This window comes from Enterococcus sp. DIV1314a, from assembly GCF_051713805.1.
GTDB classification, from domain to species: domain Bacteria; phylum Bacillota; class Bacilli; order Lactobacillales; family Enterococcaceae; genus Enterococcus_I; species Enterococcus_I aquimarinus.
This window is the reverse complement of sequence record NZ_JBIOQP010000001.1, coordinates 2337313-2362077: the sequence shown is the minus strand read 5'-3', so window position 1 is coordinate 2362077 and position 24765 is coordinate 2337313. Positions and strand designations below refer to the sequence as shown.

Sequence of the window (24765 nt, the reverse complement as noted above, 5' to 3'; positions counted from 1 at the left end):
TGTTCTTTTGTGATAAAATACAAAAGACTTGAATTGTTTGAAAAGTGGGGGGAATCCAATGGCAGCAAAACGTGATTATTATGAAATTCTGGGTGTCCAAAAGGGTGCATCAGACGATGAAATAAAAAAAGCGTATCGTAAGCTTTCAAAAAAATATCATCCAGATATTAATAAAGAAGCAGATGCAGATCAAAAATTTAAAGAAGTTTCAGAAGCGTATGAGATTTTAAGTGATGCTCAAAAACGAGCAGCCTATGACCAATATGGCCATGCAGGAACTGATCCGAACTTTGGTGGCGGCGGCTTTGGCGGCTTCTCTGGGGCAAGTGGCTTCGGTGGCTTTGAAGATATTTTTGAATCGTTCTTTGGCGGCGGCGGTGGTCGCAGAATGGATCCTAACGCGCCTCGTCAAGGGGAAGATTTGCAATACACGATTAATTTAAGTTTTGAAGAAGCGATTTTTGGTGTTGAAAAAAATATTCAATACAATCGTGAAGAAACGTGTCACACATGTAGCGGTAACGGAGCGAAACCAGGAACCTCACCAACAACGTGTCACAAGTGTCATGGTTCAGGAACCGTCAATGTGGAACGTCAAACGCCACTTGGCCGCGTTATGAGTCGTCAAACATGTGATGTGTGTCATGGGACCGGTAAAGAAATCAAAGAACCATGTCCAACCTGTCATGGAAACGGACATGAGAAGAAAACACATAGCGTAAAAGTGAATGTTCCTGCAGGAGTTGAAAACGGTCAACAAATGCGTCTCGCAGGCCAAGGAGAAGCGGGTATTAATGGCGGACCTTATGGTGATTTATACGTTGTCTTTTATGTGGCAGAGAGCAATCTCTTTGATCGTGATGGCGGAGAAATATACTACGAATTACCGTTAAACTTTGTCCAAGCGGCATTAGGTGATGAAGTAAATGTCCCAACCGTTCATGGCGATGTGAAGCTAAAAATTCCTGCTGGTACGCAAACCGGAACGAAATTCCGTCTGCGTGGCAAGGGTGCGCCGCGTCTACGTGGTGGCGGTAATGGTGATCAACAAGTCACAGTGAAAGTAATGACACCGAGAAACTTGAATGAAGAACAAAAAGAAGCGTTGCGTCTCTTTGCGAAAACAAGTGGACAATCGACGGTGGAAGAACAATCAGAAGGTTTTTTTGATAAAGTGAAAGATGCCTTCGGTGGTCACAAGAAAAAATAATCAATAATTGATAATCAAAAGAACCTCAGGAGCCTTTTTCCTGAGGTTCTTTTGATTTTATAAATTTTAGTGTTGAGGAGGATAAGAAAAAATATCAACGATTAAAACGCTAGCAGAAGTTGAAGTGATTTCTAAAAAATGATTATTCGAGGGAATACACAAAAAAACTAGTCCGATTCAAAGTCGAATTGGACTAGTTTCTTTGGTTCGTCTATTTAGTGAACTCGGTGTTCATTAGATATTTAAGACTTTATTTAAGAAGTCTTTTGTACGTTCGTTTTGAGGGTTGTTGAAGATTTGTTCTGGCGTTCCATCTTCTAAGAAATTCCCTTCATCAATGAACATAACACGGTTTGCAACTTCTTTGGCAAAGCCCATTTCATGCGTCACGATCACCATCGTCATGCCTTGTTTAGCTAAGCGTTTCATGACATTTAACACGTCGCCAACCATTTCAGGATCAAGTGCCGAAGTTGGTTCGTCAAACAACATAATATCTGGTTGCATCGCAAGCGCGCGAGCAATCGCCACCCGTTGTTTTTGACCACCCGAAAGGCTTTCTGGCCAAGCGTCTTTTTTGTCAGCTAAACCAACACTTTCTAATAGTAAAATAGCTTGGGCTTCTGCTTCTTTACGAGACATTTTCTTTAAGTCCATGGGTGCTAAGATAATATTTTCTAAAATCGATAAATGTGGGAAGAGATTAAAGTGTTGAAACACCATGCCGATATGTTGGCGAATTTGGTTAAGATTCGTTTTTTCAGCCGTCAAATCATCTCCGCTAATTAAAATCGAGCCACTTGTTGTTTCTTCCAAACGGTTTAAACAGCGTAAGAAAGTTGATTTTCCGGAACCAGAAGGGCCAATAATGCAGACCACATCGCCTTCGTTAATCGTGGTATTAATGTTGTTTAAAACTGTATTTTCACCAAATTTTTTGACTAAGTCTTTGACAATAATTTTTTCTTTCATCTTAATTGACCCTCTTTTCTAGTACTTTAGCGAGTTTCGTTAAGGCGGTAATGACAATTAAATACATAATCGCGATAATTAGATAAACGTTGGTCGTTTGCATTGTGCGCGCCACAATGATTTTCCCTGTTTGTAATAATTCGACGATTCCAATTACAGAAATAATCGTGGTATCTTTTAATGAGATAACGAATTGATTAACGAATGAAGGAATCATAATCCGAATCGCTTGTGGTAAGACGATTTTTTGCATGGTTCGGGTGTAAGAAAGTCCTAAACTGCGAGCCGCTTCGGTTTGACCGACAGGGACAGCGTTAATACCTCCACGAACGATTTCTGCGATATACGCACTTGCGTTTAGGGTTAAGGTGATAATCCCAGCAGTGAAGTCTGGAATCGTCATACCAATTGCGTCCGAAAGACCGAAATAGATAAATAAAGCTAATACCATCATTGGAATTCCGCGAATAATATCAACATAAAGAGAAGCGATTGTCCGTAATGCTTTAAATGGTGACACGCTCATCAAACCTAGGAAGATTCCGACAACTAAGGCGAGTGCAAAGGAAATCAGTGTCAGAAGTATTGTTTTACCCAAACCTTTTAATAAGATTTGATAATTATTCTTTAAAATTCCGATAAAACTTGATTCATCGACGGTCGTTTCGGCTGGCTTCCCGTCTTGAATATACGTCGCTAGGATTTGATCGTATTCCCCGGTTCGTTTCATTTCCGCTAACGCTTCGTTGAACATTTCAAGCAGTTCTGGATTTTGCCCTTGTTTTACCGCAAAACCATATTGGCCGCCTGGGATACGATCAATCGGCGTTTCAATTTCTTGCCCTTGAGCAATCGCATAACCAATTACGGGATAATCATCCATAATTCCTTCGACAGCACCGACACGTAACGCATCATATAGTTGATCAGCAGCATCGAAATACTTAATCGTGTAGCCATAAGTCTCTTTATTCGCTTCTAAGTAATCCGCGCTTTCTGTTCCAACTTTTGCCCCGACGTTTTTACCGTTTAAATCATCAAAAGAAGTGACAGTGGTATTTCCTTTTTTTACTGCGAGTTGAATCCCGCTATCAAAATAGGGTGTAGAGAAGTCAAATACTTGTTTCCGAGCATCGGTAATCGTCATGCCGGCGATCATTCCGTCCGCTTGATTGGATTCAACGGCTTGCACCGCACCTGAGAAACCGATATGATTAAACTTAATCGTAAAGCCTTGCATTTCAGCGGCCCGTGTCATTAAATCGACATCGATGCCGACATATTGATTGTTTTCGTTTTGGAATTCAAAAGGGGCAAAAGCAGAGTCACTAGCAATCACGTAGACATCTTTTTTGGGTGTGACTTGCTTCATTTCGCTTGTTGGTTCGCTTTGGACAATATACGTTGCAACAATTTCATCGTAACGACCAGAAGCTTTTAGATTAGCCAAGCCTTCGTTGAACTTTTGAAGTAATTCGGCATTTTCACCTTTTTTTACCGCAAACCCATAGGAATTTCCTTTTTCAGGTTCTCCAACTAACTTGAATTCTTCTCCTTGGGCAATCGCGTAACCTAAAATAGGGAAGTCATCAAAAATGGCAATCAACGCATTGTTCTTCAACGAGCCATATAAACCGGTCGCATCTTCATATAACTTGATTTCGTATCCGTATTTTTCTTGGTTTTCAGCAAGGAACGTCGCACTTTCTGTTCCAACTTTGGCGCCAACTACTTCTCCTTTTAAATCGTCATAAGTTGAAACAGTTTCATTGTCTGTTCGAACGGCCATTTGGATCCCGCTATCAAAATAAGGATCAGAAAAATCAAATGTTTTTTTGCGTTCTTCCGTAATACTCATACCAGCAATCATGCCATCCAATTGGTTTGAAATAACCCCTTGAATGGAAGAGTTAAAACCTAACGGCCGGAAATTCACCTCAAATTGTTGATCTGCGGCGATTTCTTTTAGTAAATCAATATCAATTCCGACGTATTCGTTATCGGTATTTTGGAACTCAAAAGGTGCAAAGGTGACGTCTGTTCCAATTTGATACGTTTTGTCTTCTGCTAGTACCGTTTGCTTTGATGAAAACAAACCAATTAGCATCATCGAAAAGAGTGATAGAAAAATAAATCTCTTTTTCATGTAATAATACCTCCTAATTAACATATATTTTAAGATTATAACTGATAGAAAATAGAATAATCAAGCAAATGAGAGAAAGAAACGGGAATTTAATCTATTTTAGTGACAATCCATGTCATGAAACCTCTCATTAAGAAAAAATGAAACCTTGTAAAACCAATACAAAAAAATAGCGAAAGTATGTTCGCTATGATAATATAATACTATTGAAGAATAGAATGAGAAAGTAGGCATCCGTATGATTGAAAGAGATACGACCCGTCAATTTAAGTTAGTATCAAAATACAAACCTGCTGGAGACCAGCCAGAAGCCATTAGACAATTGGTTGAAGGAATTAATCATCATGAAAAAGCACAAGTGCTACTCGGTGCTACCGGTACAGGAAAAACCTATACGATTTCAAATGTCATCCAACAAGTCAATAAACCAACCTTAATCATGGCTCATAATAAAACATTGGCTGGGCAATTATATGGCGAATTCAAGGAATTTTTCCCAGAGAATGCCGTTGAGTATTTTGTCAGTTATTATGATTATTATCAACCAGAAGCCTACGTTCCATCAAGTGATACGTATATCGAAAAAGATTCAAGCGTGAATGATGAAATCGATAAACTCCGTCACTCGGCAACATCCTCGCTCCTTGAACGCAATGATGTGATTGTGGTGGCGTCGGTTTCGTGTATCTTCGGACTTGGTTCACCGATGGAGTATCAAAAGCAAGTCGTTTCCTTGCGAACAGGAATGGAAGTTTCGCGGGAACAAGTATTACGTTGGTTAATTGACATTCAATTCGAGCGCAATGACATTGATTTTCAGCGCGGACGTTTCCGCGTACGCGGGGATGTCATCGAAATTTTCCCTGCTTCTCGTGATGAGCGAGCGTTACGCGTTGAATTTTTTGGTGATGAAATTGATCGCATTCGTGAGGTCGATGCCTTAACGGGTGAGATGTTGAGTGAATTGGAACACGTCTCGATTTTTCCAGCGACACACTTTATGACCGACGAAGATCATTTAGAGACGGCCATCGCCGCCATTCAAGAAGAATTAACGACCCGTTTAGCTATTCTAAGGAGTCATGATCAGTTATTAGAAGCGCAACGATTAGAGCAGCGAACAAATTATGATATCGAAATGCTCCGCGAGATGGGCTATACTTCGGGTATCGAAAATTATTCTCGCCATTTGGATGGACGCAAAGAAGGCGAACCACCTTATACGCTCATTGACTTTTTCCCGGAAGATTTTTTAATGGTGATTGATGAGTCGCATGCGACCATGCCTCAAGTACGTGGCATGTATAATGGCGACCGTGCGAGAAAACAAATGTTAGTTGATTATGGCTTTCGCTTGCCTTCTGCACTTGATAATCGCCCGTTACGTTTGGAAGAATTCGAACAACATGTCCATCAGATTATTTATGTTTCGGCCACACCGGGACCTTATGAATACGAGCAAACCGACCGCGTCATCCAACAAATTATTCGACCAACAGGCTTATTAGACCCAGTCATAGAAGTGCGGCCTATTATGGGGCAAATCGATGACTTGGTAGGAGAAATCAACGAACGAGTCGAAAAAAATGAGCGGGTATTTATTACGACCTTAACTAAAAAAATGTCAGAAGATTTAACCGATTATTTTAAAGATATCGGAATTAAAGTGAAATATTTACATAGTGACATCAAAACGTTGGAACGGACTGAAATTATCCGTGATTTGCGCTTAGGTGAATTCGATGTATTAATTGGGATTAACTTATTGCGTGAAGGAATCGATGTGCCAGAAGTCTCGTTAGTCGCGATTCTAGACGCCGATAAAGAAGGATTTTTACGAAGCGAACGTTCGCTTGTCCAAACAATCGGTCGAGCGGCTCGGAATTCTTCCGGAAAAGTCATCATGTATGCAGATAAAATGACCGATTCGATGGAAAAAGCGATTGCGGAGACGGCCCGTCGTCGCGGCATTCAAGAAGCATATAATAAGAAGCATGGCATTACTCCAACAACAATCATTAAAGATATTCGCAAATTAATCACGATTTCGAAAGTAGCGGAAGTAGAAGAAGGCTACTTAACAAAATCGTACAAAGATTTAACAAAACAAGAAAAAGAGCTACTAATCGTAAAATTAGAACAAGAAATGCGTGAAGCGGCGAAAGTCTTAGATTTTGAAACAGCAGCCACCTTACGTGATACGATCTTAGAACTAAAAGTGTAAAGAGGAGTAGATGTTATGGCAAATGATAAAATTGTGATTCGTGGGGCGCGTGCCCATAATTTAAAAAATATTGATGTGACGATTCCTCGTGATCAGCTAGTTGTGATTACAGGATTATCTGGATCAGGGAAAAGCTCACTCGCTTTTGATACATTATATGCTGAGGGGCAACGTCGATACGTTGAAAGCCTTTCTGCGTATGCCCGTCAGTTTCTAGGTCAAATGGATAAACCGGATGTTGATAGCATCGAAGGATTAAGTCCGGCGATTTCGATTGACCAAAAAACAACTAGTAAAAATCCGCGTTCGACTGTCGGAACGGTTACGGAAATTAATGATTATTTACGGCTCTTGTATGCAAGGGTCGGACACCCGATTTGTCCCAATGATCAAACTGAGATCTCCAGCCAATCGGTGGAACAAATGGTCGATCAAGTCCTTGCTTTACCGGAAAAAAGCCGGTTGCAAATTTTAGCGCCAATCGTCACCCAAAAAAAGGGCCAACACAAACGAATTTTCGAAATGATCCAACGCGAAGGGTATGTTCGGGTACGTGTGAATGGCGAAGTCTATGACATTAGCGATGTTCCTGAATTAGAGAAGAATAAAAAACATGATATTGCCATTATTATTGACCGAATTGTTTTAAAAGAAGGCATCCGCTCTCGTTTGTTTGACTCGTTGGAAAATGCACTCCGTTTAGCGGAAGGGTATGCATTAGTCGATGTCATCGGTGGTGAAGAATTATTGTTTAGTGAACATTATGCTTGTCCGTATTGTGGTTTTACCGTAGGCGAGTTAGAGCCCCGTCTCTTTTCATTTAATGCCCCATTTGGCGCTTGTGGGGATTGTGATGGCTTAGGGATGAAATTAGAAGTAGATATTGATCTTGTGGTGCCGGATCCAACAAAAACATTACGTCAAGGAGCGCTTGTTCCTTGGAATCCGATTAGTTCGCAGTACTATCCTCAAATGCTTGAACAAGCATGTGCGGAATTTCATATTGATATGGATACACCTTTTGAAGATCTACCAGAAGAACAGCGTACCTTAATTTTGAATGGGTCAAATGGGGAGAATTTCCACTTTCATTACGAAAATGATTTTGGAGGCGTGCGTGATGTGGAGGTTCCTTTTGAAGGGGTGTTAACCAACATTAATCGCCGGTACCATGAGACGAATAGTGACTATACGCGTGAACAAATGCGTTTATATATGCGCGAGTTAACGTGTCAAAGTTGTCATGGCTATCGTTTGAATCCGCAAGCACTTTCCGTGAAAATTAACGGCACCCATATTGGTGAAATGAGCGAGTTATCCATTCACCAAGCGGTCCAATTGATTGAAGGTTTGGAGTTATCAGAACAAGAAAAAATGATTGCAAAACCGATTACGAAAGAAATTCAAGATCGCTTAAGTTTCTTACAAAACGTTGGCCTGGATTACTTAACGCTTAGCCGAGCGTCTGGTAGTCTTTCAGGTGGTGAAGCGCAGCGGATTCGCTTAGCGACTCAAATTGGCTCCAATTTATCGGGTGTCTTGTATATTTTGGATGAACCATCAATTGGTTTGCACCAACGCGACAATGATCGCTTGTTAGAGTCTTTACGAAAAATGCGTGATTTAGGCAATACACTCATTGTCGTCGAACATGACGAAGACACGATGCGAGCGGCGGATTATTTAATCGATATTGGGCCAGGTGCCGGTCATGCAGGTGGTGAAATTGTGGCTTGTGGCACACCGCAAGAAGTGATTGACAATCCTGATTCCTTAACGGGCCAATACTTGTCAGGAAAACGAGTGATTCCGGTCCCTAAAGAGCGTCGCCAAGGAAATGGTCAAGAAATAACAATCACTGGTGCGACGGAAAATAATTTGAAAAATATTGATGTCAGCTTTCCTCTTGGTAAGTTTATTGCGGTGACAGGGGTTTCCGGTTCTGGGAAATCGACGTTAGTGAATGATATTTTGAAAAAAGCTTTAGCGCAAAAGTTGAATCGTAATTCGAATAAACCCGGGAAATTTAAACGATTGACTGGTGAAAAACAGATTGAACGCTTGATCGATATTGACCAAAGTCCGATTGGTCGTACACCACGCAGTAATCCGGCTACGTATACGAGTGTATTTGATGATATTCGCGATTTATTTGCCGCAACGAATGAAGCAAAAGTCCGTGGCTACAAAAAAGGACGCTTTAGTTTTAACGTCAAAGGTGGCCGCTGTGAAGCATGTAAAGGCGACGGAATCTTAAAAATTGAGATGCACTTTTTACCTGACGTTTATGTTCCATGCGAAGTGTGCCAAGGAAAACGATACAATTCAGAAACATTAGAAGTCCGTTACAAAGGAAAGAATATTTCAGAAATTCTTGATTTAACCGTGGAAGATGCGGTTGATTTCTTTAAAGCGATTCCGAAAATCAATCGGAAATTACAGACGATTGTCGATGTTGGGCTCGGATATGTCACGCTAGGGCAACCGGCAACGACGCTTTCGGGCGGAGAAGCGCAACGAATGAAGTTAGCCAGCGAGCTCCATAAGAAATCGCACGGAAAGAGTCTATATATCTTAGATGAACCAACGACGGGACTGCATACGGAAGATATTGCCAAACTTTTGCTTGTCCTTGATCGACTCGTCGAACAAGGAAACACGGTCTTAGTGATTGAACATAATTTAGACGTCATAAAATCAGCCGATCATTTAATTGATTTAGGGCCTGAAGGTGGCGATGGCGGGGGAACGATTTTAGCCATTGGAACACCCGAAGAGGTGGCAGCTGTAGACGAGAGTTATACCGGTCAATACTTAAAACGAGTGCTATAACAAAAAGAGGAACGAAGACTGTATTGTAGTCTTCGCTCCTCTTTTGCGAGAAGTCAAACGGACGTTTCACTCTGGTTGTGAGAGCAGATGATAATTTGGTTAAAAAGAATAGTAATGATACGCTAGGGATGTTACAATAGAAAGAATAAAAAGGGAAAAAGGGATGATGAAGATGGCTGAGAGTTTAGAACTTGTCATTATTACTGGAATGAGCGGTGCAGGAAAGACGGTTGCAATCCAAAGTTTTGAAGATATGGGGTATTTTTGTATTGATAATATGCCGCCCAATCTCGTTCCAAAATTTTGGGAATTAGTGAAAGAAACTGGGAAATTAACGAAAATTGCTTTAGTCGTTGATTTACGTTCCCGTTCATTTTTTGAAGAAATTCAGCGAATGCTCATTGATATTGAAAATACATCATTTATTGATACACGAATTTTATTCTTAGATTCATCTGATAGTGAACTCGTTTCGCGTTATAAAGAAACAAGACGGACGCATCCGCTGGCGATGGACGGCTTAATCACGGAAGGAATTCGCAAAGAACGTGCGATTCTAGAAGATTTGAAGACCCAAGCATCGATCGTCATTGATACGACATCGCTTACGCCTCGTCAATTGCGTGATAAAATTAATCAAGAGTTTCAATCTTCTAAAGATGTCGGTTTTCGTATTGAAATGCTATCGTTTGGTTTTAAATATGGCATTCCCATTGATGCAGATATCGTGATGGACGTTCGTTTTTTACCAAATCCACATTATATTCCAGAACTTAGACCCAAAACGGGCTTAGATCAAGAAGTTTATGACTATGTGATGCATTCAGAACAAACGGAAGACTTTTATCAATATTTTAGTCAATTATTATTTAAAATCATGCCTGGCTATATTAAAGAAGGAAAACGAAGCTTAACGGTTGCGATTGGTTGTACAGGTGGTCAACATCGTTCAGTTGCCTTAACTAAACGATTGGCGCAAGCGCTAGAAGTTGAGTACAAAGTGAATACAACGCATCGTGACAAAGATAAACGGAAAGAGACGGTTAATCGATCATGAGTATAAAAACACAACAAAGTCGCAAACCTAAAATTGTCGTTATCGGTGGAGGAACTGGATTACCAGTTCTTTTAAAAAGTATGAGAAACCAAGGCGTGAATATTACCGCCATCGTGACAGTGGCTGACGATGGCGGAAGTAGTGGTGAACTACGTGAGTCGATTACAAGCATGGCACCTCCAGGGGACTTACGGAATGTGTTAGTCGCTTTATCGGATATGCCTAAGTTGTATTCCGATATTTTTCAATATCGATTTAAAAAAGAAGACAAATTCTTAGCCAATCATGCTTTAGGAAATTTAATTATCGCTGGCATGTCTGAAATGCGCGATAGCACGTATGAGGCGGTGCAATTACTCGCTAAAATGATGCATGTTGATGGTAAAGTATATCCGTCATCCGATGAGCCTTTAGTGCTACATGCGGTCTTTACTGATGGTACGACGGCCGTTGGGGAGTCAAAAATTGCCTTAAGCCGTAAAACAATTGATCACGTTTATGTTACAAATCAGAATAATGATGACGTCGTGAAAGCTGCGCCTAAAGTCGTTTCTGCTATATTAGAGGCAGATATGATTGTTTTGGGACCAGGTAGCTTGTTTACGAGTATTCTCCCAAATCTAATGATTCCGGAAATTCATGAGGCTCTAAGTCGCACGGAAGCAGAGATTGTCTACGTCTGCAATATTATGACTCAAAAAGGGGAAACCGAACACTTTACGGATGCCGATCATGTCAAAGTTTTAAATAAACATTTGAAGAAACCATTTATTAGCACAGTATTGGTTAATATTGAAAAAGTGCCAGATGCGTACATTGATTTTGAGGTCTATGATGAACATCTTGTTCAAGTGACCCACGATTTTGTCGCATTGAGAGAACAAGGGTGCCGCGTAGTTTCCGCAGACTTTTTAGAACTCAGAGGAGACTGTGTCTATCATGATGGAGACAAAGTCATCGAAGAATTGTTACGGATTGTCTCTGGGGCGAAACGATAGAAAAACAAAGAGTAAGGAAGTGAAAAAATGTCTTTTGCAGCAGAAGTGAAAAAAGAATTGACGACACTCGAAGTGCATCGAGAACATGCGAAAGCAGAATTAGCTGCCCTTATTCGAATGAATGGCTCCATTAGTATCGTCAACCAGCAGATTGTGCTAAATGTGCAGACGGAAAACGCGGCCATTGCGCGTCGGATTTATTCGTTACTGAAAGATCACTACCATGTTCGTAGTGAGTTATTAGTGCGTCGAAAAATGAAATTAAAAAAGAATAATGTTTATATTGTTCGTTTGAAACATGAAACAAGAAGCGTTTTAGATGATTTGGCGATTCTAGAGGGTATGATGTTTCATAGTCATGTGTCGGATGAAATTATGGGCAATTCTCAAAAAATGAGATCATATTTAAGAGGGGCCTTCATGGCATCTGGTTCTGTTAATAATCCAGAGACAAGTCGTTATCACCTCGAAATTTATTCGACCTATGAGGAACATAACCAAGATATTTGTGATATGCTCAATTATTATGGGTTAAATGGTCGAACACTTGAAAGACGCAATGGGTATATTTCTTATTTAAAAGGTGCCGAACATATTGCTGATTTTTTAACATTAATTGGTGCAACGAATTCGATGTTAAAATTTGAAGATGTGCGTATTGTGCGCGACATGCGTAATTCGGTGAATCGCATTGTCAATTGTGAGACAGCCAATATGAATAAAACAATTGACGCAGCGTCTAAACAAATTGAAAATATTCGTTTTATCGATGAACGCGTCGGGCTTCAGGCTTTACCGGAGAAGTTACAAGAAATTGCGGAACTTCGTTTAGAAAATCCTGAAGTAAGCTTGAAAGAACTAGGTGAAATGCTATCAACGGGTCCAATTTCAAAATCAGGTATCAATCATCGAATTCGCAAAATTAACGAATTTGCCGAAAATTTACGAGAGAATATTCATTAGTAATCATTCATAAATGCAAAGTTATATTTTTCAATAATCATTGACTATTGTGACTTTGTTTACCATTTTGTTTATGATATGATAAACCTATTGAAAAAATCTTGAAAAAAGAGAGTGTTGTATGATGGAACAAATGAAATTCATTCCTATTTTATTAGGAAGTGATATGAATGTTTACGGAATGGCGAAGGCTTTTCATGAAGCGTATGGAATTAAATCGGTGGCTTATGCAGATCACTTACTAGCACCCACTAAGTTCAGTCATATCGTAACCGTTCATCCAAAGATGGGATTTGATGAAGACCCAGTCTTTACGGAGACGTTATTAGCCTTAGCTAAATCAACTTATAATAATCCAGACATGCACTATTTATTAATTCCTTGTGGCGATGGGTACGCTGAATTACTCGCTAAAAATAAAGAAAAACTGGCACCGTACTATACTTTTATTGCCAATAATTATGATTTGTTTGAAAGATTAGTGAATAAAGTTTCCTTTTATGAAGTATGTGAAGAATATCAATTGCCTTATCCGGCGACCGTTATTATTCGAAAAGAATCATTAGTGGCAGGTAAATTTGTTGGTGAACTACCCTTTGAATTTCCGATTGCCTTAAAACCAGCCAATAGTGTGGAGTGGCTTTCTGTGGATTTTGAAGGACGTAAAAAAGCCTTTATCTTGAATGAACGTGCCGAATTTGATGTCATCATTGAACGGATTTATCAAGCGGGTTATCAAAGTGAAATGATTGTCCAAGATTTTATTCCCGGCGATGATAGTCACATGCGTGTTTTAAACGCCTATGTGGATGAACGTCACCAAGTGCGGATGATGGGACTGGGTCATCCATTACTCGAAGATCCGACCCCTGGCTCTGTTGGGAATTATGTGGTGATTTTACCGGATGAAAATCAAGCAGTCTACCAACAAATCGAAACATTCTTAAAAGCAATTGGCTACGTCGGCTTTGCGAATTTTGATATGAAATATGATTCACGCGATGGCCAATACAAATTATTTGAAATCAATTTACGCCAAGGGAGAAGTAGTTTCTTCTTAACGTTAAATGGACTAAACTTAGCTCGTTTTATTACAGAAGATTTAGTGTTTGATCGTCCTTTTGAAGGGACTATCTATGGGAAGAAAGGCACATCCCAAGACAAATTATGGTTAGGTGTTCCTAAAAAAATCTTTTTGACCTATACCCAAGATAATTCTGAAAAAGCGCGTGCCAAACAACTACTGGAAAGCGGAAATTGGGGAACGACCTTATTTTACAAGAAGGACCGCTCCTTGAGACGTTTTCTATTAATGAAAAGAGCGTTCTACATGTATCACGAACGCTTTAAAAAATATTTTCAAAAGAAAGAAGGTTAAGTATGGAACATTTTTTTAGTATTCTTGGTGGGATGGGAACGATGGCAACAGAGAGTTTTGTTCACTTATTAAATGAACGAGTAGTAACTCATAAAGATCAAGATTACTTAAATTATGTTTTATTTAATCATGCGACGGTTCCAGATCGAACGGCTTATATTTTAGATGCAACGAATGACAGTCCGCTCCCGTACTTATTAGATGACATTGAGAAACAAAACTTATTAAAACCAGATTTCATTGTCTTAACGTGTAATACCGCGCACCATTTCTTTGATACGTTACAAGCAGCTACACCAATTCCGATATTGCATATGCCAAAAGAAGCGGTGAAAGAAGTCTTGAAGCAAAAAGAAGTAGGTAAAGTGGCTTTTTTTGGCACAACTGGAAGTGTCAAAGCGGGAATTTACGAAACACAAATGCGCCAAGCTGGATTAGAAGTTTATCTTCCAACAGAAAAATTACAAGATAAAATTAATCATTTGATTTATCACGATATTAAAGAAAATGATTTTTTAAATCAGTCACTGTATGTTGAAATTTTGAAAGATGCAGTCGATGCCGGATGTAAACAAATCATACTCGGTTGTACCGAGCTTTCGTTAATGGAAGCGTCCTTTGGGCAACATGATTACCCCGTTATTGATGCGCAATCGGTTTTGGTGGATCGAACCATTGAACGAGCTCTTGCGCTTCGAAAAGAATGATAAAAATACCCATCGATACGATTAAACGTGTCGATGGGTATTTTCGGTTAATTCAAGTAAGAAGCGAGCGTCTCAGTCGTGATTGACTCGTCAAAAATATGGTCATCCAAAAGGAGAGTGGGCACAAATTGAATCGAAGCTGCCTGTGCTTCATGGATGACATGTTCCGTTGTAGCAGCATCGGTTTGCTCTGTTAATCCCAGTTGTTCTTTGGCAAAAGTAGCCACTTCTTCGAGTGAGAGTGCGCCCCATTGGTTTTGGGTTTCGTATATTTTAGCGAGTTCTTTTAAGGCTTTAACGCCATCATTTTTCGTAATAAAACGGTGCATGACATTTCCGCGTTGTAACGATTCTTTTTCTTTATCAAATAGTTTAATAACACGTTGAACTTTTCCAGTTTTCACCGCTTCTTGTAATTCGTCAAAGGATTGTTGAAACCATTTTTTACAATAAGGGCAGCGCACATTTTGAAATTCGATCAGTTGTTTGGGAGCTGCTTCACCAATCAATATTCCAGTCGTATGATTTACTTTTTGTGCGTTAATATTCGATGTATCCATCTCTATCGTCTCCTTTTATCCATGGGTAATGGGTCTATCTTTACTATAACAAATATTTCTTAATCTAGTAAGAAAGAAGTGTTACAACTGATTATTTGCTGAAAAATTTCAAATTTACGATAAAGCTATGGTATAATAAATGTGTTGAGAATGACGGTAAAAGGAGGTGTAGCGATGTGAGTAACATAGGGAATATTTTTAATGCAGACTACTGGGAAAAACTTTTTTCTCAAGATGTACTGACCGGTTCACTCTTTGTTAACATTTTAGATATCCTCGTGGTTTGGTTTATTATTTATAAATTAATCCAACTGTTACGAAGAACCAAAGCAATTCAACTGTTAAAAGGTGTAGCAGTCTTTATTGCAATCCGTTTTTTTTCTGAAATAGTCGGACTTCATACACTCTCATGGCTAATGGATCAAGTCATTATATACGGAGTAATCGCTGGAATTGTCATTTTTCAGCCAGAAATTCGTCGTGGACTGGAACATTTAGGTCGAACGAGTTTGTTGAGTGCCCCGAAAGGAAAGACGGATATCAATGAACAAACAGTCCAAGCGATGGACCGGGCGTTACAGTATATGTCTAAACGAAAAATCGGTGCCTTAATTACGATTGAAAAAAATACGGCACTTGATGAGTATATTGAAACAGGGATCTCACTTGATGCGGATATTTCAGAGGAATTGCTGATTAATATTTTTATCCCGAATACGCCTTTACATGATGGAGCCGTAATTGTCAAAAATGGAAAGATTGCTGTAGCGTGCGCCTATTTACCGCTCTCAGAAAGCTTACTCATTCCGAAACATTTTGGTACACGACATCGTGCTGCTGTTGGGGTTTCTGAGGTAAGTGATGCTCTAACATTAATTGTGTCAGAAGAAACTGGCGATATTAGCATTGCCTATGATAATCATTTATACGCGAACTTAAGTCGAGAGGAATACATTGAATTATTAAATGAAACCATTCTATCTACTGAAACTAAAGTAGAAAAGAAAAATTATTTAGCCAATATTTGGCGAGAATTTAACCGACTTACGAGAGGTGATAAATAATGTTTACCAAAGAGCGTATCAGTAATTTGATGTATGCACTATTGTCACTTGTCTTTACGTTAATTCTATTTTTCAGTCCGAACAGTTCAAATATTACCACGGCGATTATGTCACCCAATACCTTAGAAGAAACCATTCAAGGAGTAGCGATTCAACCCATTTATGATAGTGAAAAATACTTTATTCAAGGGTACGAGCCAGAAGCGACAGTCCGCTTAAGTAGTTTGAATCGAATTTTGTTAAATAGTGAAGTCAATCAAGAAACCCGAAGTTTTCGCGTTGTCACGGATTTAACGGGCCTTACGGAAGGGACTCATACGGTACCGCTAAAAGTCCAAAATTTAACGACCGGTGTGACGGCAACATTGGAACCGACGAGTATTACGGTCACGATTGAAAAGTTAGAAACGAAAACATTGCCAGTAGAAGTGATGATCTCTGATGACAATTTAGCAGAAGGTTATCAAATTTCGACTGTTAGTGTGAATCCTAAAGAAGTAGAAGTGACAACAGGGAACGAAAGCATGAAAGAAATCACAAAAGTTATCGCGAATCTTGATAATTTATCTGACGTTGACCAAAATATGTCGAAAGAGGTCACTCTTTACGCAGTGAATGAAGAAGGCGAAATCATTAGTGCTTTTTTATCTTCCGAAAAAGCGAATGTCACACTCGAAATCAAAGCACCACAAAAAGAAGTCCCTCTTATTTTAGAGCAAGTGGGTGAGATGCCTGCAGGGATTTCTCATTATGAAATGATGGCGAGTCAACCAATGGCAGTGATCATTGGTTCTCCTGAGCAATTGGCTAATTATAGTCAGTTAAGCGCAGTCATTGATATTTCAAGTATTAGCGAAAAAGTTCAACAAACCGTCACACTAAAAGTAGCAGAAGGAATGTTTGTCTATCCCCAACAAGTGAATGTGACCATCACGCCTGTGTTGATTCCAACCGCCGAAAGTACCCAAGATTCTACAGGTGAATCCACTGCTAATTCGGATGCGACAAGTGCAACAACTTCCGAGACGAACACCTCGGAATCTACTACTAGTGAAAAAACAGACGAAAAAACCTTGAGCTTGGCAGGTGTGAAAGAATCTGTTGATGATCCAGAACAAGAAACGATTCCTTCAGAGGAATAAAAATTAACTTTAATGAATGAGGAGATTATAAAAATGGGTAAATATTTTGGAACAGATGGTGTCCGTGGAGAAGCGAATAAGGAATTGACACCAGAATTAGCATTTAAATTAGGTAGATATGGTGGCTATGTCTTGAGCCAACACGAAAGTGGCGAGCAACGCCCACGAGTATTAGTTGGACGTGATACACGTATTTCAGGTGAGATGTTAGAAAGTGCCTTAATTGCCGGTCTCTTATCTGTCGGTATTGAAGTATTTCAACTTGGTGTGATTGCGACACCTGGTGTATCGTATTTAACGCGGACGCAAAAAGCAAGTGCTGGCGTGATGATTTCTGCTTCACATAATCCCGCGCAAGATAACGGGATTAAATTCTTTGGAAACGACGGATTTAAATTGGTCGATGAGCAAGAATTAGAAATTGAAGCCTTATTAGATGCTCCTGAAGATTTATTACCAAGACCTTCAGCACAAGGACTTGGAACGTTAGAAGAGTTCCCTGAAGGACTATTAAGATATTCTCAATTCCTAGAACAAACCATTAATGGTGATCTTTCTGGTATCAAAGTTTGTTTAGACGCGGCGCACGGTGCGACAGCAACCTCTGTCAATCGTTTATTTGCAGATCTAGAAACAGAATTTTACACCATTGGGACTTCACCAAACGGTATTAATATCAATGACGGTGTTGGATCGACGCACCCAGAAAAGTTAGCGGAATTTGTGCTAGAAAAACAAGCCGATGTCGGTTTAGCTTTTGATGGCGATGGCGACCGTGTCATTGCAGTCGATGAGTTAGGTAATATCGTTGACGGTGACAAAATCATGTATATTTGTGGGAAGTACTTAGCGCAACAAAAACGCTTGAAAAACAATACAATTGTGACAACCGTTATGAGTAATTTAGGCTTCCATAAAGCACTCGAAGAAGCGGGCATGCAAGATGTTGTGACGCAAGTCGGTGACCGTTACGTCGTAGAAGAAATGCGTAAAAATGGCTATAATTTTGGAGGCGAGCAATCAGGTCACATGATTTTCCTTGATTTTAATACCACAGGAGACGGCATGCTTTCAGGAATCCAATTGCTGAATGTTATGAAACAAACTGGCAAAAAATTATCTGAACTTGCAGCAGAAGTAACGATTTACCCACAAAAGCTAGTTAATATTCGCGTATCAAATAAAGAAGGTGTGATGGACGTTCCAGCAATTAAAGCAGTCATTGATGAAGCAGAAGCTGAAATGGCTGGTAATGGACGTATTCTTGTCCGTCCTTCTGGAACTGAGCCATTACTGCGTGTCATGGCTGAAGCACCAACGAACGAGCTTGTCGAATACTATGTCGAAAAAATTGCGGCAGTCGTTCGGGAAGAAATCGGAATCGACTAATTATGATAAACGCCCTCAGGAGAAAAATCTTTCTGAGGGTGTTTTTTGGTCATTGAATCGTTAAAAAAAGCAGTTTCCGATCGTCAAGTGATCGGAAACTGCTTTTTCGTTTTAGTGTGAAGGTTTTTTGAGAAGACCTAAGACAACGCCAGAAACGATGGCGCCGATTACGATAAAGAGTAGGTATAATAAAGGATTACTTAAGAGTAAAATCACGAAGATTCCACCGTGTGGCGCTAATAATTTAATTCCGAATGCACCGACAAGTCCACCAGTTAACGCAGAACCTAGCATGAAACTAGGAATCGCACGGAACGGATCGGCTGCAGCAAAGGGAATGGCACCTTCTGTGACAAAAGATAATCCCATAATAATATTTGTTAAGCCAGCTTCACGTTCTGGTTGCGTAAACTTGTTTTTAAAGAGACGAGTTGCCACGAAAATCGCGAGCGGAGGAACCATTCCAGCAGCCATAACAGAAGCCATTACAACGCTACCACCAGTTGTGACGGTTGCAGCTAATGTCCCTGTACCAAAGACATAGGCAGCTTTGTTGATTGGACCACCTAAGTCTGCGGCCATCATGACACCAAGTAAGATTCCAAGTAGGGCAGCATTCGTGCCGTCCATACTACCTAAAAAGTTATTAAAACCATCATTGATAATTTTCATTGGAACATTGATTAATAACATTAAGAAACCAGTGATTAAAAGACCAAAGAATGGATAAAATAAAATGGTTTTAATTCCATCTAGTGATTTTGGTAAGTTCGCAAAAATCTTACGTAAGAATACGATCACGTAACCTGCTAAGAAACCACCAACTAATGCGCCAAGAAAGCCAGCACCACCGGAACTTGCAAGCGCACCTGCAGCAAAACCTGCGACAAGTCCTGGACGATCACTAATACTCATCGCGATAAATCCAGCTAATACCGGTAACATAAAGCCAAAAGCAGCGCCGCCAATTTGATTAAACCAAGCAGCTTGTGGGTTGAAAGAGCCTAATTGCCCTAGTGAATCAACTGGAACACCAATAAATTGATCGACCATGAATGAAATAGCAATTAAAATACCACCAGCAATGACAAAAGGAAGCATGTGGGAAACACCATTCATTAAGTTTTTATAGATTTCTTGTCCTAAGGAAGTACTAGAGGCACTTTCTTCTGAAGAGGCTTGGTTATCTCCATGGAAGATAGGCGCGTTCCCACTGACAGCTTCCGTGATTAACGCTTCTGTTTTGCGGATGCCATCACTAACAGGACGATTAAGTAATGGTTTACCATCAAAACGATTCATTTCAATTTTTTTGTCCGCTGCGACAATGACTGCTTGCGCGCGCTTAATATCTTCTGGGGTCAGTTTATTTTTGATCCCTTCTGAACCATTTGTTTCCACTTTGATTTCCACACCCATTTCAGCTGCCTTTTTCTTTAAGGCGTCAGCTGCCATAAAAGTATGAGCAATTCCAGTTGGACAGGCGGTAACTGCGATAATGAATGGACGATCACCAGCAAAATTTTCTTGTAGCGCAGGTTCTTCAGTTGTTTCTTTTTCTTCAGCAAATAACATTTGAACATCATCAGGCGTTTGTGCTTGATTTAATTTTGTTAAAAAATCAGCATCGATTAAACGACCTGAAAGTGCCGCTAAGGCTTGTAAGTGTGTATCGTTTGCGCCTTCAGGGGCTGCGATCATAAAGAAGAGGGAAGTCGGTTGTCCATCTAATGCTTCGTAATCAAGACCTTGTGGGCTTTTCGCAAATAATACGGCTGGTTGAAGAACAGCAGCATTTTTAGCATGAGGCATCGCGACACCATCGCCTAAGCCAGTTGACGTTTGTGCTTCACGGGCCAAAATTCCTGCCTTAAATTCTTCGATATTTGAAATAATCTTCTCTTCATATAACCGTTGTACCATTTCTTCGATCGCACTTTGTTTATCAGTTGCTTGTAAATCCATGATCATTAAGTTTTTTTGTAATAAATCATTAATTTTCATTGTAATCCTCCTCTAAAATTGTAATCGTAACTTCTGGTAATAACTCTGAAATAAAGGCTGCGGTCGCAAGGTCATCTGAAAATGCCGTGGCACTTCCGCAAGCAACGCCCCACTTAAAGGCTTCAATTGGATCATTCGTTTGCGTCCATTGGCCAACAAAACCGGCAATCATCGAATCGCCTGCACCGACGGAGTTTTTTAAAGGTCTTTTAAGGACGTTAGATTGATAGACCCCTTGTTTGGTAAACAATAAGGCACCATCACCGGCCATTGAAATAAGCACAAAACGCGGTCCATCTTTTAAAAGTTTTTTTCCGTAATGAATCACCTCGGAAAGTTCAGTGATTTCCGTGTGATACAATTCGCCCAATTCTTCTTTATTTGGCTTAATTAATAAAGGCTGGTGCGGGAGAGCGTTTAAAAGATTTTCACCGGTTGTGTCAATCACAAATTCGGCATCTTGTGCTTTAATCAGTTCGATTAATTCTTGGTAAAAGTTTTGGGGGAGACAAGGTAAGACACTACCCGCAAGCACCACAATGTCATTTGCGTTTAAAGACTGGAGCGACTGTTTTAAGCGTGCAATTTCTAAAGACGAAACGCTTGGTCCTAGACCGTTTATTTCTGTTTCGACCTCCGCTTTTAGTTTAATGTTAATGCGCGTATCAGACTTGATTGGCGTGAAATCTGTTGGGACACCTTCTGCTTCTAACCAGTCATCAATAAAGCGACCGGTGAATCCGCCTAAAAAGCCGGTTGCGATAGCGGGGACTTCTAGACGATTCAAAATACGCGAAACGTTGATGCCTTTTCCACCTGGTAGTTTTAAGTCGGCACTCATCCGGTTGACTGCGCCCATTTCGATTGTCTCGGCATGAACGATATAGTCAATTGAGGGATTTAGTGTAACTGTGTAAATCATATTTATACCTCCGTTACTTTTGTGTGTTTTTTAAGTGTTTTAAGATAGTCTTTCGGACAATTGTCAGTTAGGATCATCGCTTGTTTGAGTGACAGCACTTGGACGAAGCTTCGTTGCTTGAATTTTGAGCGATCAGCAAGTACAAAGGCCTCTTGACTTTGGCGAGCGGCTGTTTTTTTGATGATCGCTTCTTCCGTATCCGGTGTCGTGTAACCCGCTTGCTCGTCGATCCCATTCATCCCTAAGAAAGCTTTATCAAAATACAATTGTTGCAATTGCTCGACAGCAGTTGGACCGACAATGGCATTGGTTGTGCGTTTTAATGTGCCCCCTAAAATCATCGTCTCAATGCCTCGTTCGAGTAATTGAAGCGCGTGGGTCACAGAATTGGTTACGACTTTTAAAGTCGGATCTGTTGGAAGGTAGGGGATCATCTCTAAAGTAGTGGAACCAGCATCTAAAAAAATCGTATCGCCTTCTTTAATGAGCGTCCCGGCATATTTAGCAATTTTTTGTTTTTCGATCAGATGTTGTTGACGTTTTTCAGCCATCGAAGCTTCATGATTTAATTGTGTTTTTCGTTGCGCGCCACCATGAACACGAAGGAGTAGTTTTTGATCTTCGAGAAATTGTAAATCTCGGCGAATCGTCGACTCTGAGGTTGCTAAGGCAGCGGAGATTTCATGAATCGTAATGGTTCCATGTGTCTCTAAGTAGTTTAAAATAAACTGATGTCTTTCGGTTGTAAGCATTTTCAAACCTCCTTCTAAAGGTATATTAGCATAGAAAAGAAGAACAATCAATCAAAAACAGTCAAATATGAGCAAAATCAGTCAAAAATTCAATCAAAAGAATCTGATTTTTAATGATTGTTCCCTTTAAGGAGAAATCGGAAAATGCTATACTTGATGGGATATCAGGAGAAAGGATGTTGATATGAATGTCATCCAAGAAATTGTTACTCGATGGAATGAATGAAAGACAAAAAGAAGCCGTTCAAACGATTAACGGTCCCTTATTACTAATGGCCGGAGCCGGAAGTGGAAAAACACGGGTATTAACCCATCGAATTGCTTATTTAATTGAAGAAAAAATGGTGAACCCCTGGAATATTTTGGCCATCACCTTTACGAATAAAGCCGCAAAAGAAATGAAATCCCGGGTTACTGACTTATTAGGAACAAAAGGAGAAGACGTTTGGGTTTCGACATTTCACTCGATGTGTGTCCGCATTTTGCGAAGAGAAATTGACCAAATTGGCTATTCAAAAAATTTCACGATTTTAGATTCTTCTGATCAATTGACGCTGATGAAACGAATTTTAAAAGAAGCGAATCTAGATCCGAAAAAATATGACGCTCGTAGTTTCTTATCCACGATTTCCAATGCGAAAAATGAGATGTTAACCCCAAAAAAATATGAAGCCTTACAAGGGGATTACTATCAACAAATCGTCGCAAAGTGCTACCATCGCTATCAAAAGGAATTACAGCGCAACGAATGCATGGACTTTGATGATTTAATTATGAATACGATTCGTCTATTCCAAGAAGTTCCCGAAGTCTTGGCTTATTACCAACATAAGTTTCAGTATATTCATGTTGACGAATACCAAGATACCAACCATGCACAGTATACTTTGGTTAATTTATTAGCCGCTCGTTTTCGTCATTTATGCGTCGTGGGAGATGCCGACCAAAGTATTTATGGCTGGCGTGGCGCAGACATGCAAAATATTTTAGATTTTGAAAAAGACTACCCGGATGCGCAAGTGATTTTATTAGAGCAAAATTATCGCTCGACGAAAACGATCTTAACAGCAGCCAACCAAGTCATTGGCAATAATCGTCAAAGAAGAGAAAAAAATCTTTGGACCCAAAATGCCCAAGGAAAAGAAATTACCTATTATCGTGGACAAAGCGAACGCGAAGAAGGCCAATTTATTGTCAGTCAAATTGGCAAAGAAGTCCAAGAAGAGAATCGCAAATTTAGTGATTTTGCTGTTTTATATCGCACCAATGCGCAATCACGAGCGATTGAAGATGTGTTATTAAAAGCCAATATTCCTTATACAATGGTCGGCGGGCACAAGTTCTATGACCGTAAAGAAATTAAAGACCTCTTAGCATATTTGAATGCCATCGCCAACCCGAGCGATTCGATTAGCTTGGAACGTATTATTAATACACCAAGACGAGGCGTCGGTCCAACCTCACTGACCAAATTACGTCAGTTTGCGGAAATGCACGACTGGACCTTGCTTGAAGCAGCCAGAGAAGCGAATCTGGCGAATATTTCGGGTAAAGCCGGCCAACAGTTACAAGCATTTGGAACGATGATGATGGATTTCACTCAGATGATTCCTTACTTATCGGTGACAGAACTCACAGAACAAGTCTTAGAAAAAAGTGGTTATTTAGAGGAACTCAAAATTCAAAATACACTCGAGTCCCAAGGAAGACTCGAGAACTTAGAAGAGTTTCTGACCGTCACACAAGAGTTTGATAAACGCTATGAACTTGAAATGAACGACGCGACCGCAACAGCGGAAGACCGGTTAATTATTTTCCTAAATGACTTAGCTTTACTTTCTGATATCGATTCGTATGAAGAAGAAAGTGCACAAGTCACGTTGATGACGTTACACGCTGCCAAAGGACTAGAATTTCCAGTCGTATTTTTAATTGGGATGGAAGAAAATGTCTTTCCGTTGTCACGTTCATTAATGGAAGAAAAAGATCTGGAAGAAGAACGTCGCCTCGCCTATGTAGGAATCACCCGCGCCGAAGAAAAACTGTATATCACGAATGCATACTCGCGCGTTCTTTATGGTCGTAGTCAATACAACCAACCGTCGCGTTTTATTAGTGAAATCGATGATGCTTTGTTATCAGCACAAACCTCTCGTCCAGCTACAACAAGATCATATGGGCAACAACCGCAAGTTTTAAAACCGGTCTATCATCAATCGCCTACACGCCCCGCATCCACGAAGAAACAAGCCTCGGGAGCTGAAGGCGTCGACTGGACGATAGGCGATAAAGTTCAGCATAAGACATGGGGACAAGGAACGGTAGTAAAAATGATAAACGAAGGCAAAGATAGTGAACTGTTTATTGCCTTTCCCCAACAAGGTGTCAAGCGCTTGTTAGCCGCTTTTGCACCGATTGAAAAAATAAATTAGTAAAGGAGCGCTT

The 24765-nt window shown here is 40.1% G+C and carries 18 protein-coding genes; 12 read left to right on the top strand and 6 right to left on the bottom strand.

All coding sequences use genetic code 11. The features are described from left to right. Nucleotides 1–58: 58 nt before the first annotated feature. Nucleotides 59–1210 (top strand): molecular chaperone DnaJ, encoded by a 1152-nt coding sequence (gene dnaJ, locus IGI68_RS11310; protein ID WP_438732925.1) that lies wholly within the window; start codon nt 59–61, stop codon nt 1208–1210. Nucleotides 1211–1444: 234 nt separating this feature from the next. Here the strand turns inward: dnaJ and IGI68_RS11305 are convergent, their stop codons facing one another. After that, nucleotides 1445–2182, bottom strand: coding sequence for an amino acid ABC transporter ATP-binding protein (locus tag IGI68_RS11305; protein ID WP_071875686.1), 738 nt, complete (start codon nt 2180–2182; stop codon nt 1445–1447). A 1-nt stretch (nt 2183) separates the two neighbouring features. Then, on the bottom strand, nt 2184–4328 hold the full coding sequence (locus IGI68_RS11300) for an amino acid ABC transporter substrate-binding protein/permease (RefSeq protein WP_438732922.1): 2145 nt from the start codon (nt 4326–4328) through the stop codon (nt 2184–2186). 238 nt (nt 4329–4566) lie between these two features. On the opposite strand from IGI68_RS11300, the gene uvrB reads away from it, so the two are divergent. From uvrB to IGI68_RS11265, 7 genes are all read left to right on the top strand, one after another. After that, nucleotides 4567–6552, top strand: coding sequence for an excinuclease ABC subunit UvrB (gene uvrB, locus IGI68_RS11295; RefSeq protein ID WP_438732920.1), 1986 nt, complete (start codon nt 4567–4569; stop codon nt 6550–6552). Between the two features lie 15 nt (nt 6553–6567). Next, nucleotides 6568–9384 (top strand): excinuclease ABC subunit UvrA, encoded by a 2817-nt coding sequence (gene uvrA / locus IGI68_RS11290; RefSeq protein ID WP_273231865.1) that lies wholly within the window; start codon nt 6568–6570, stop codon nt 9382–9384. Between the two features lie 172 nt (nt 9385–9556). Further along, nucleotides 9557–10441, top strand: a complete 885-nt coding sequence (gene rapZ, locus IGI68_RS11285) for an RNase adapter RapZ (RefSeq protein WP_071875688.1) — start codon at nt 9557–9559, stop codon at nt 10439–10441. Further along, entirely contained in the window at nt 10438–11439 is a 1002-nt protein-coding gene (locus IGI68_RS11280; protein WP_071875682.1) for a gluconeogenesis factor YvcK family protein, read from the top strand. Before rapZ ends, IGI68_RS11280 begins: the two co-directional genes overlap by 4 nt. Before the next feature lie 27 nt (nt 11440–11466). Continuing rightward, nucleotides 11467–12402 (top strand): DNA-binding protein WhiA, encoded by a 936-nt coding sequence (gene whiA / locus IGI68_RS11275; RefSeq protein ID WP_071875681.1) that lies wholly within the window; start codon nt 11467–11469, stop codon nt 12400–12402. 124 nt (nt 12403–12526) lie between these two features. Further along, nucleotides 12527–13780, top strand: a complete 1254-nt coding sequence (locus tag IGI68_RS11270; protein ID WP_071875687.1) for a carboxylate--amine ligase — start codon at nt 12527–12529, stop codon at nt 13778–13780. Between the two features lie 2 nt (nt 13781–13782). After that, the gene (locus IGI68_RS11265; RefSeq protein WP_071875680.1) at nt 13783–14487 is read left to right on the top strand and encodes an amino acid racemase; all 705 of its coding nucleotides are present in this window, start codon (nt 13783–13785) and stop codon (nt 14485–14487) included. Between the two features lie 47 nt (nt 14488–14534). Here the strand turns inward: IGI68_RS11265 and IGI68_RS11260 are convergent, their stop codons facing one another. Next, on the bottom strand, nt 14535–15047 hold the full coding sequence (locus IGI68_RS11260) for a thioredoxin domain-containing protein (RefSeq protein ID WP_438732916.1): 513 nt from the start codon (nt 15045–15047) through the stop codon (nt 14535–14537). Nucleotides 15048–15223: 176 nt separating this feature from the next. Here IGI68_RS11260 and cdaA point away from each other — a divergent pair, with 176 nt between their 5' ends. Genes cdaA through glmM form a run of 3 tightly spaced genes read left to right on the top strand, consistent with a single transcriptional unit; the run spans nt 15224 to nt 18642 of the window. Then, complete coding sequence (gene cdaA / locus IGI68_RS11255; RefSeq protein ID WP_071875678.1) at nt 15224–16111, top strand: diadenylate cyclase CdaA; 888 nt, start codon at nt 15224–15226, stop codon at nt 16109–16111. Continuing rightward, the gene (locus tag IGI68_RS11250) at nt 16111–17253 is read left to right on the top strand and encodes a CdaR family protein (RefSeq protein WP_438732914.1); all 1143 of its coding nucleotides are present in this window, start codon (nt 16111–16113) and stop codon (nt 17251–17253) included. Before cdaA ends, IGI68_RS11250 begins: the two co-directional genes overlap by 1 nt. A gap of 33 nt (nt 17254–17286) precedes the next feature. Then, a complete protein-coding gene (glmM, locus tag IGI68_RS11245; protein ID WP_373781237.1) occupies nt 17287–18642 on the top strand; it encodes a phosphoglucosamine mutase in 1356 nt (451 codons plus the stop codon). 111 nt (nt 18643–18753) lie between these two features. Here glmM and IGI68_RS11240 read toward each other — a convergent pair whose 3' ends face one another. Genes IGI68_RS11240 through IGI68_RS11230 form a run of 3 tightly spaced genes read right to left on the bottom strand, consistent with a single transcriptional unit; the run spans nt 18754 to nt 22320 of the window. Beyond that, a complete protein-coding gene (locus tag IGI68_RS11240; RefSeq protein ID WP_438732911.1) occupies nt 18754–20646 on the bottom strand; it encodes a PTS fructose transporter subunit IIABC in 1893 nt (630 codons plus the stop codon). Beyond that, on the bottom strand, nt 20636–21568 hold the full coding sequence (pfkB, locus tag IGI68_RS11235) for a 1-phosphofructokinase (RefSeq protein ID WP_438732909.1): 933 nt from the start codon (nt 21566–21568) through the stop codon (nt 20636–20638). The genes IGI68_RS11240 and pfkB overlap by 11 nt, the downstream gene beginning before the upstream one ends. A 2-nt stretch (nt 21569–21570) precedes the next feature. Then, nucleotides 21571–22320, bottom strand: a complete 750-nt coding sequence (locus tag IGI68_RS11230) for a DeoR/GlpR family DNA-binding transcription regulator (RefSeq protein ID WP_438732907.1) — start codon at nt 22318–22320, stop codon at nt 21571–21573. A 188-nt stretch (nt 22321–22508) separates the two neighbouring features. Here IGI68_RS11230 and pcrA point away from each other — a divergent pair, with 188 nt between their 5' ends. Continuing rightward, entirely contained in the window at nt 22509–24752 is a 2244-nt protein-coding gene (gene pcrA / locus IGI68_RS11225; RefSeq protein WP_438732905.1) for a DNA helicase PcrA, read from the top strand. Nucleotides 24753–24765 lie beyond the last annotated feature (13 nt).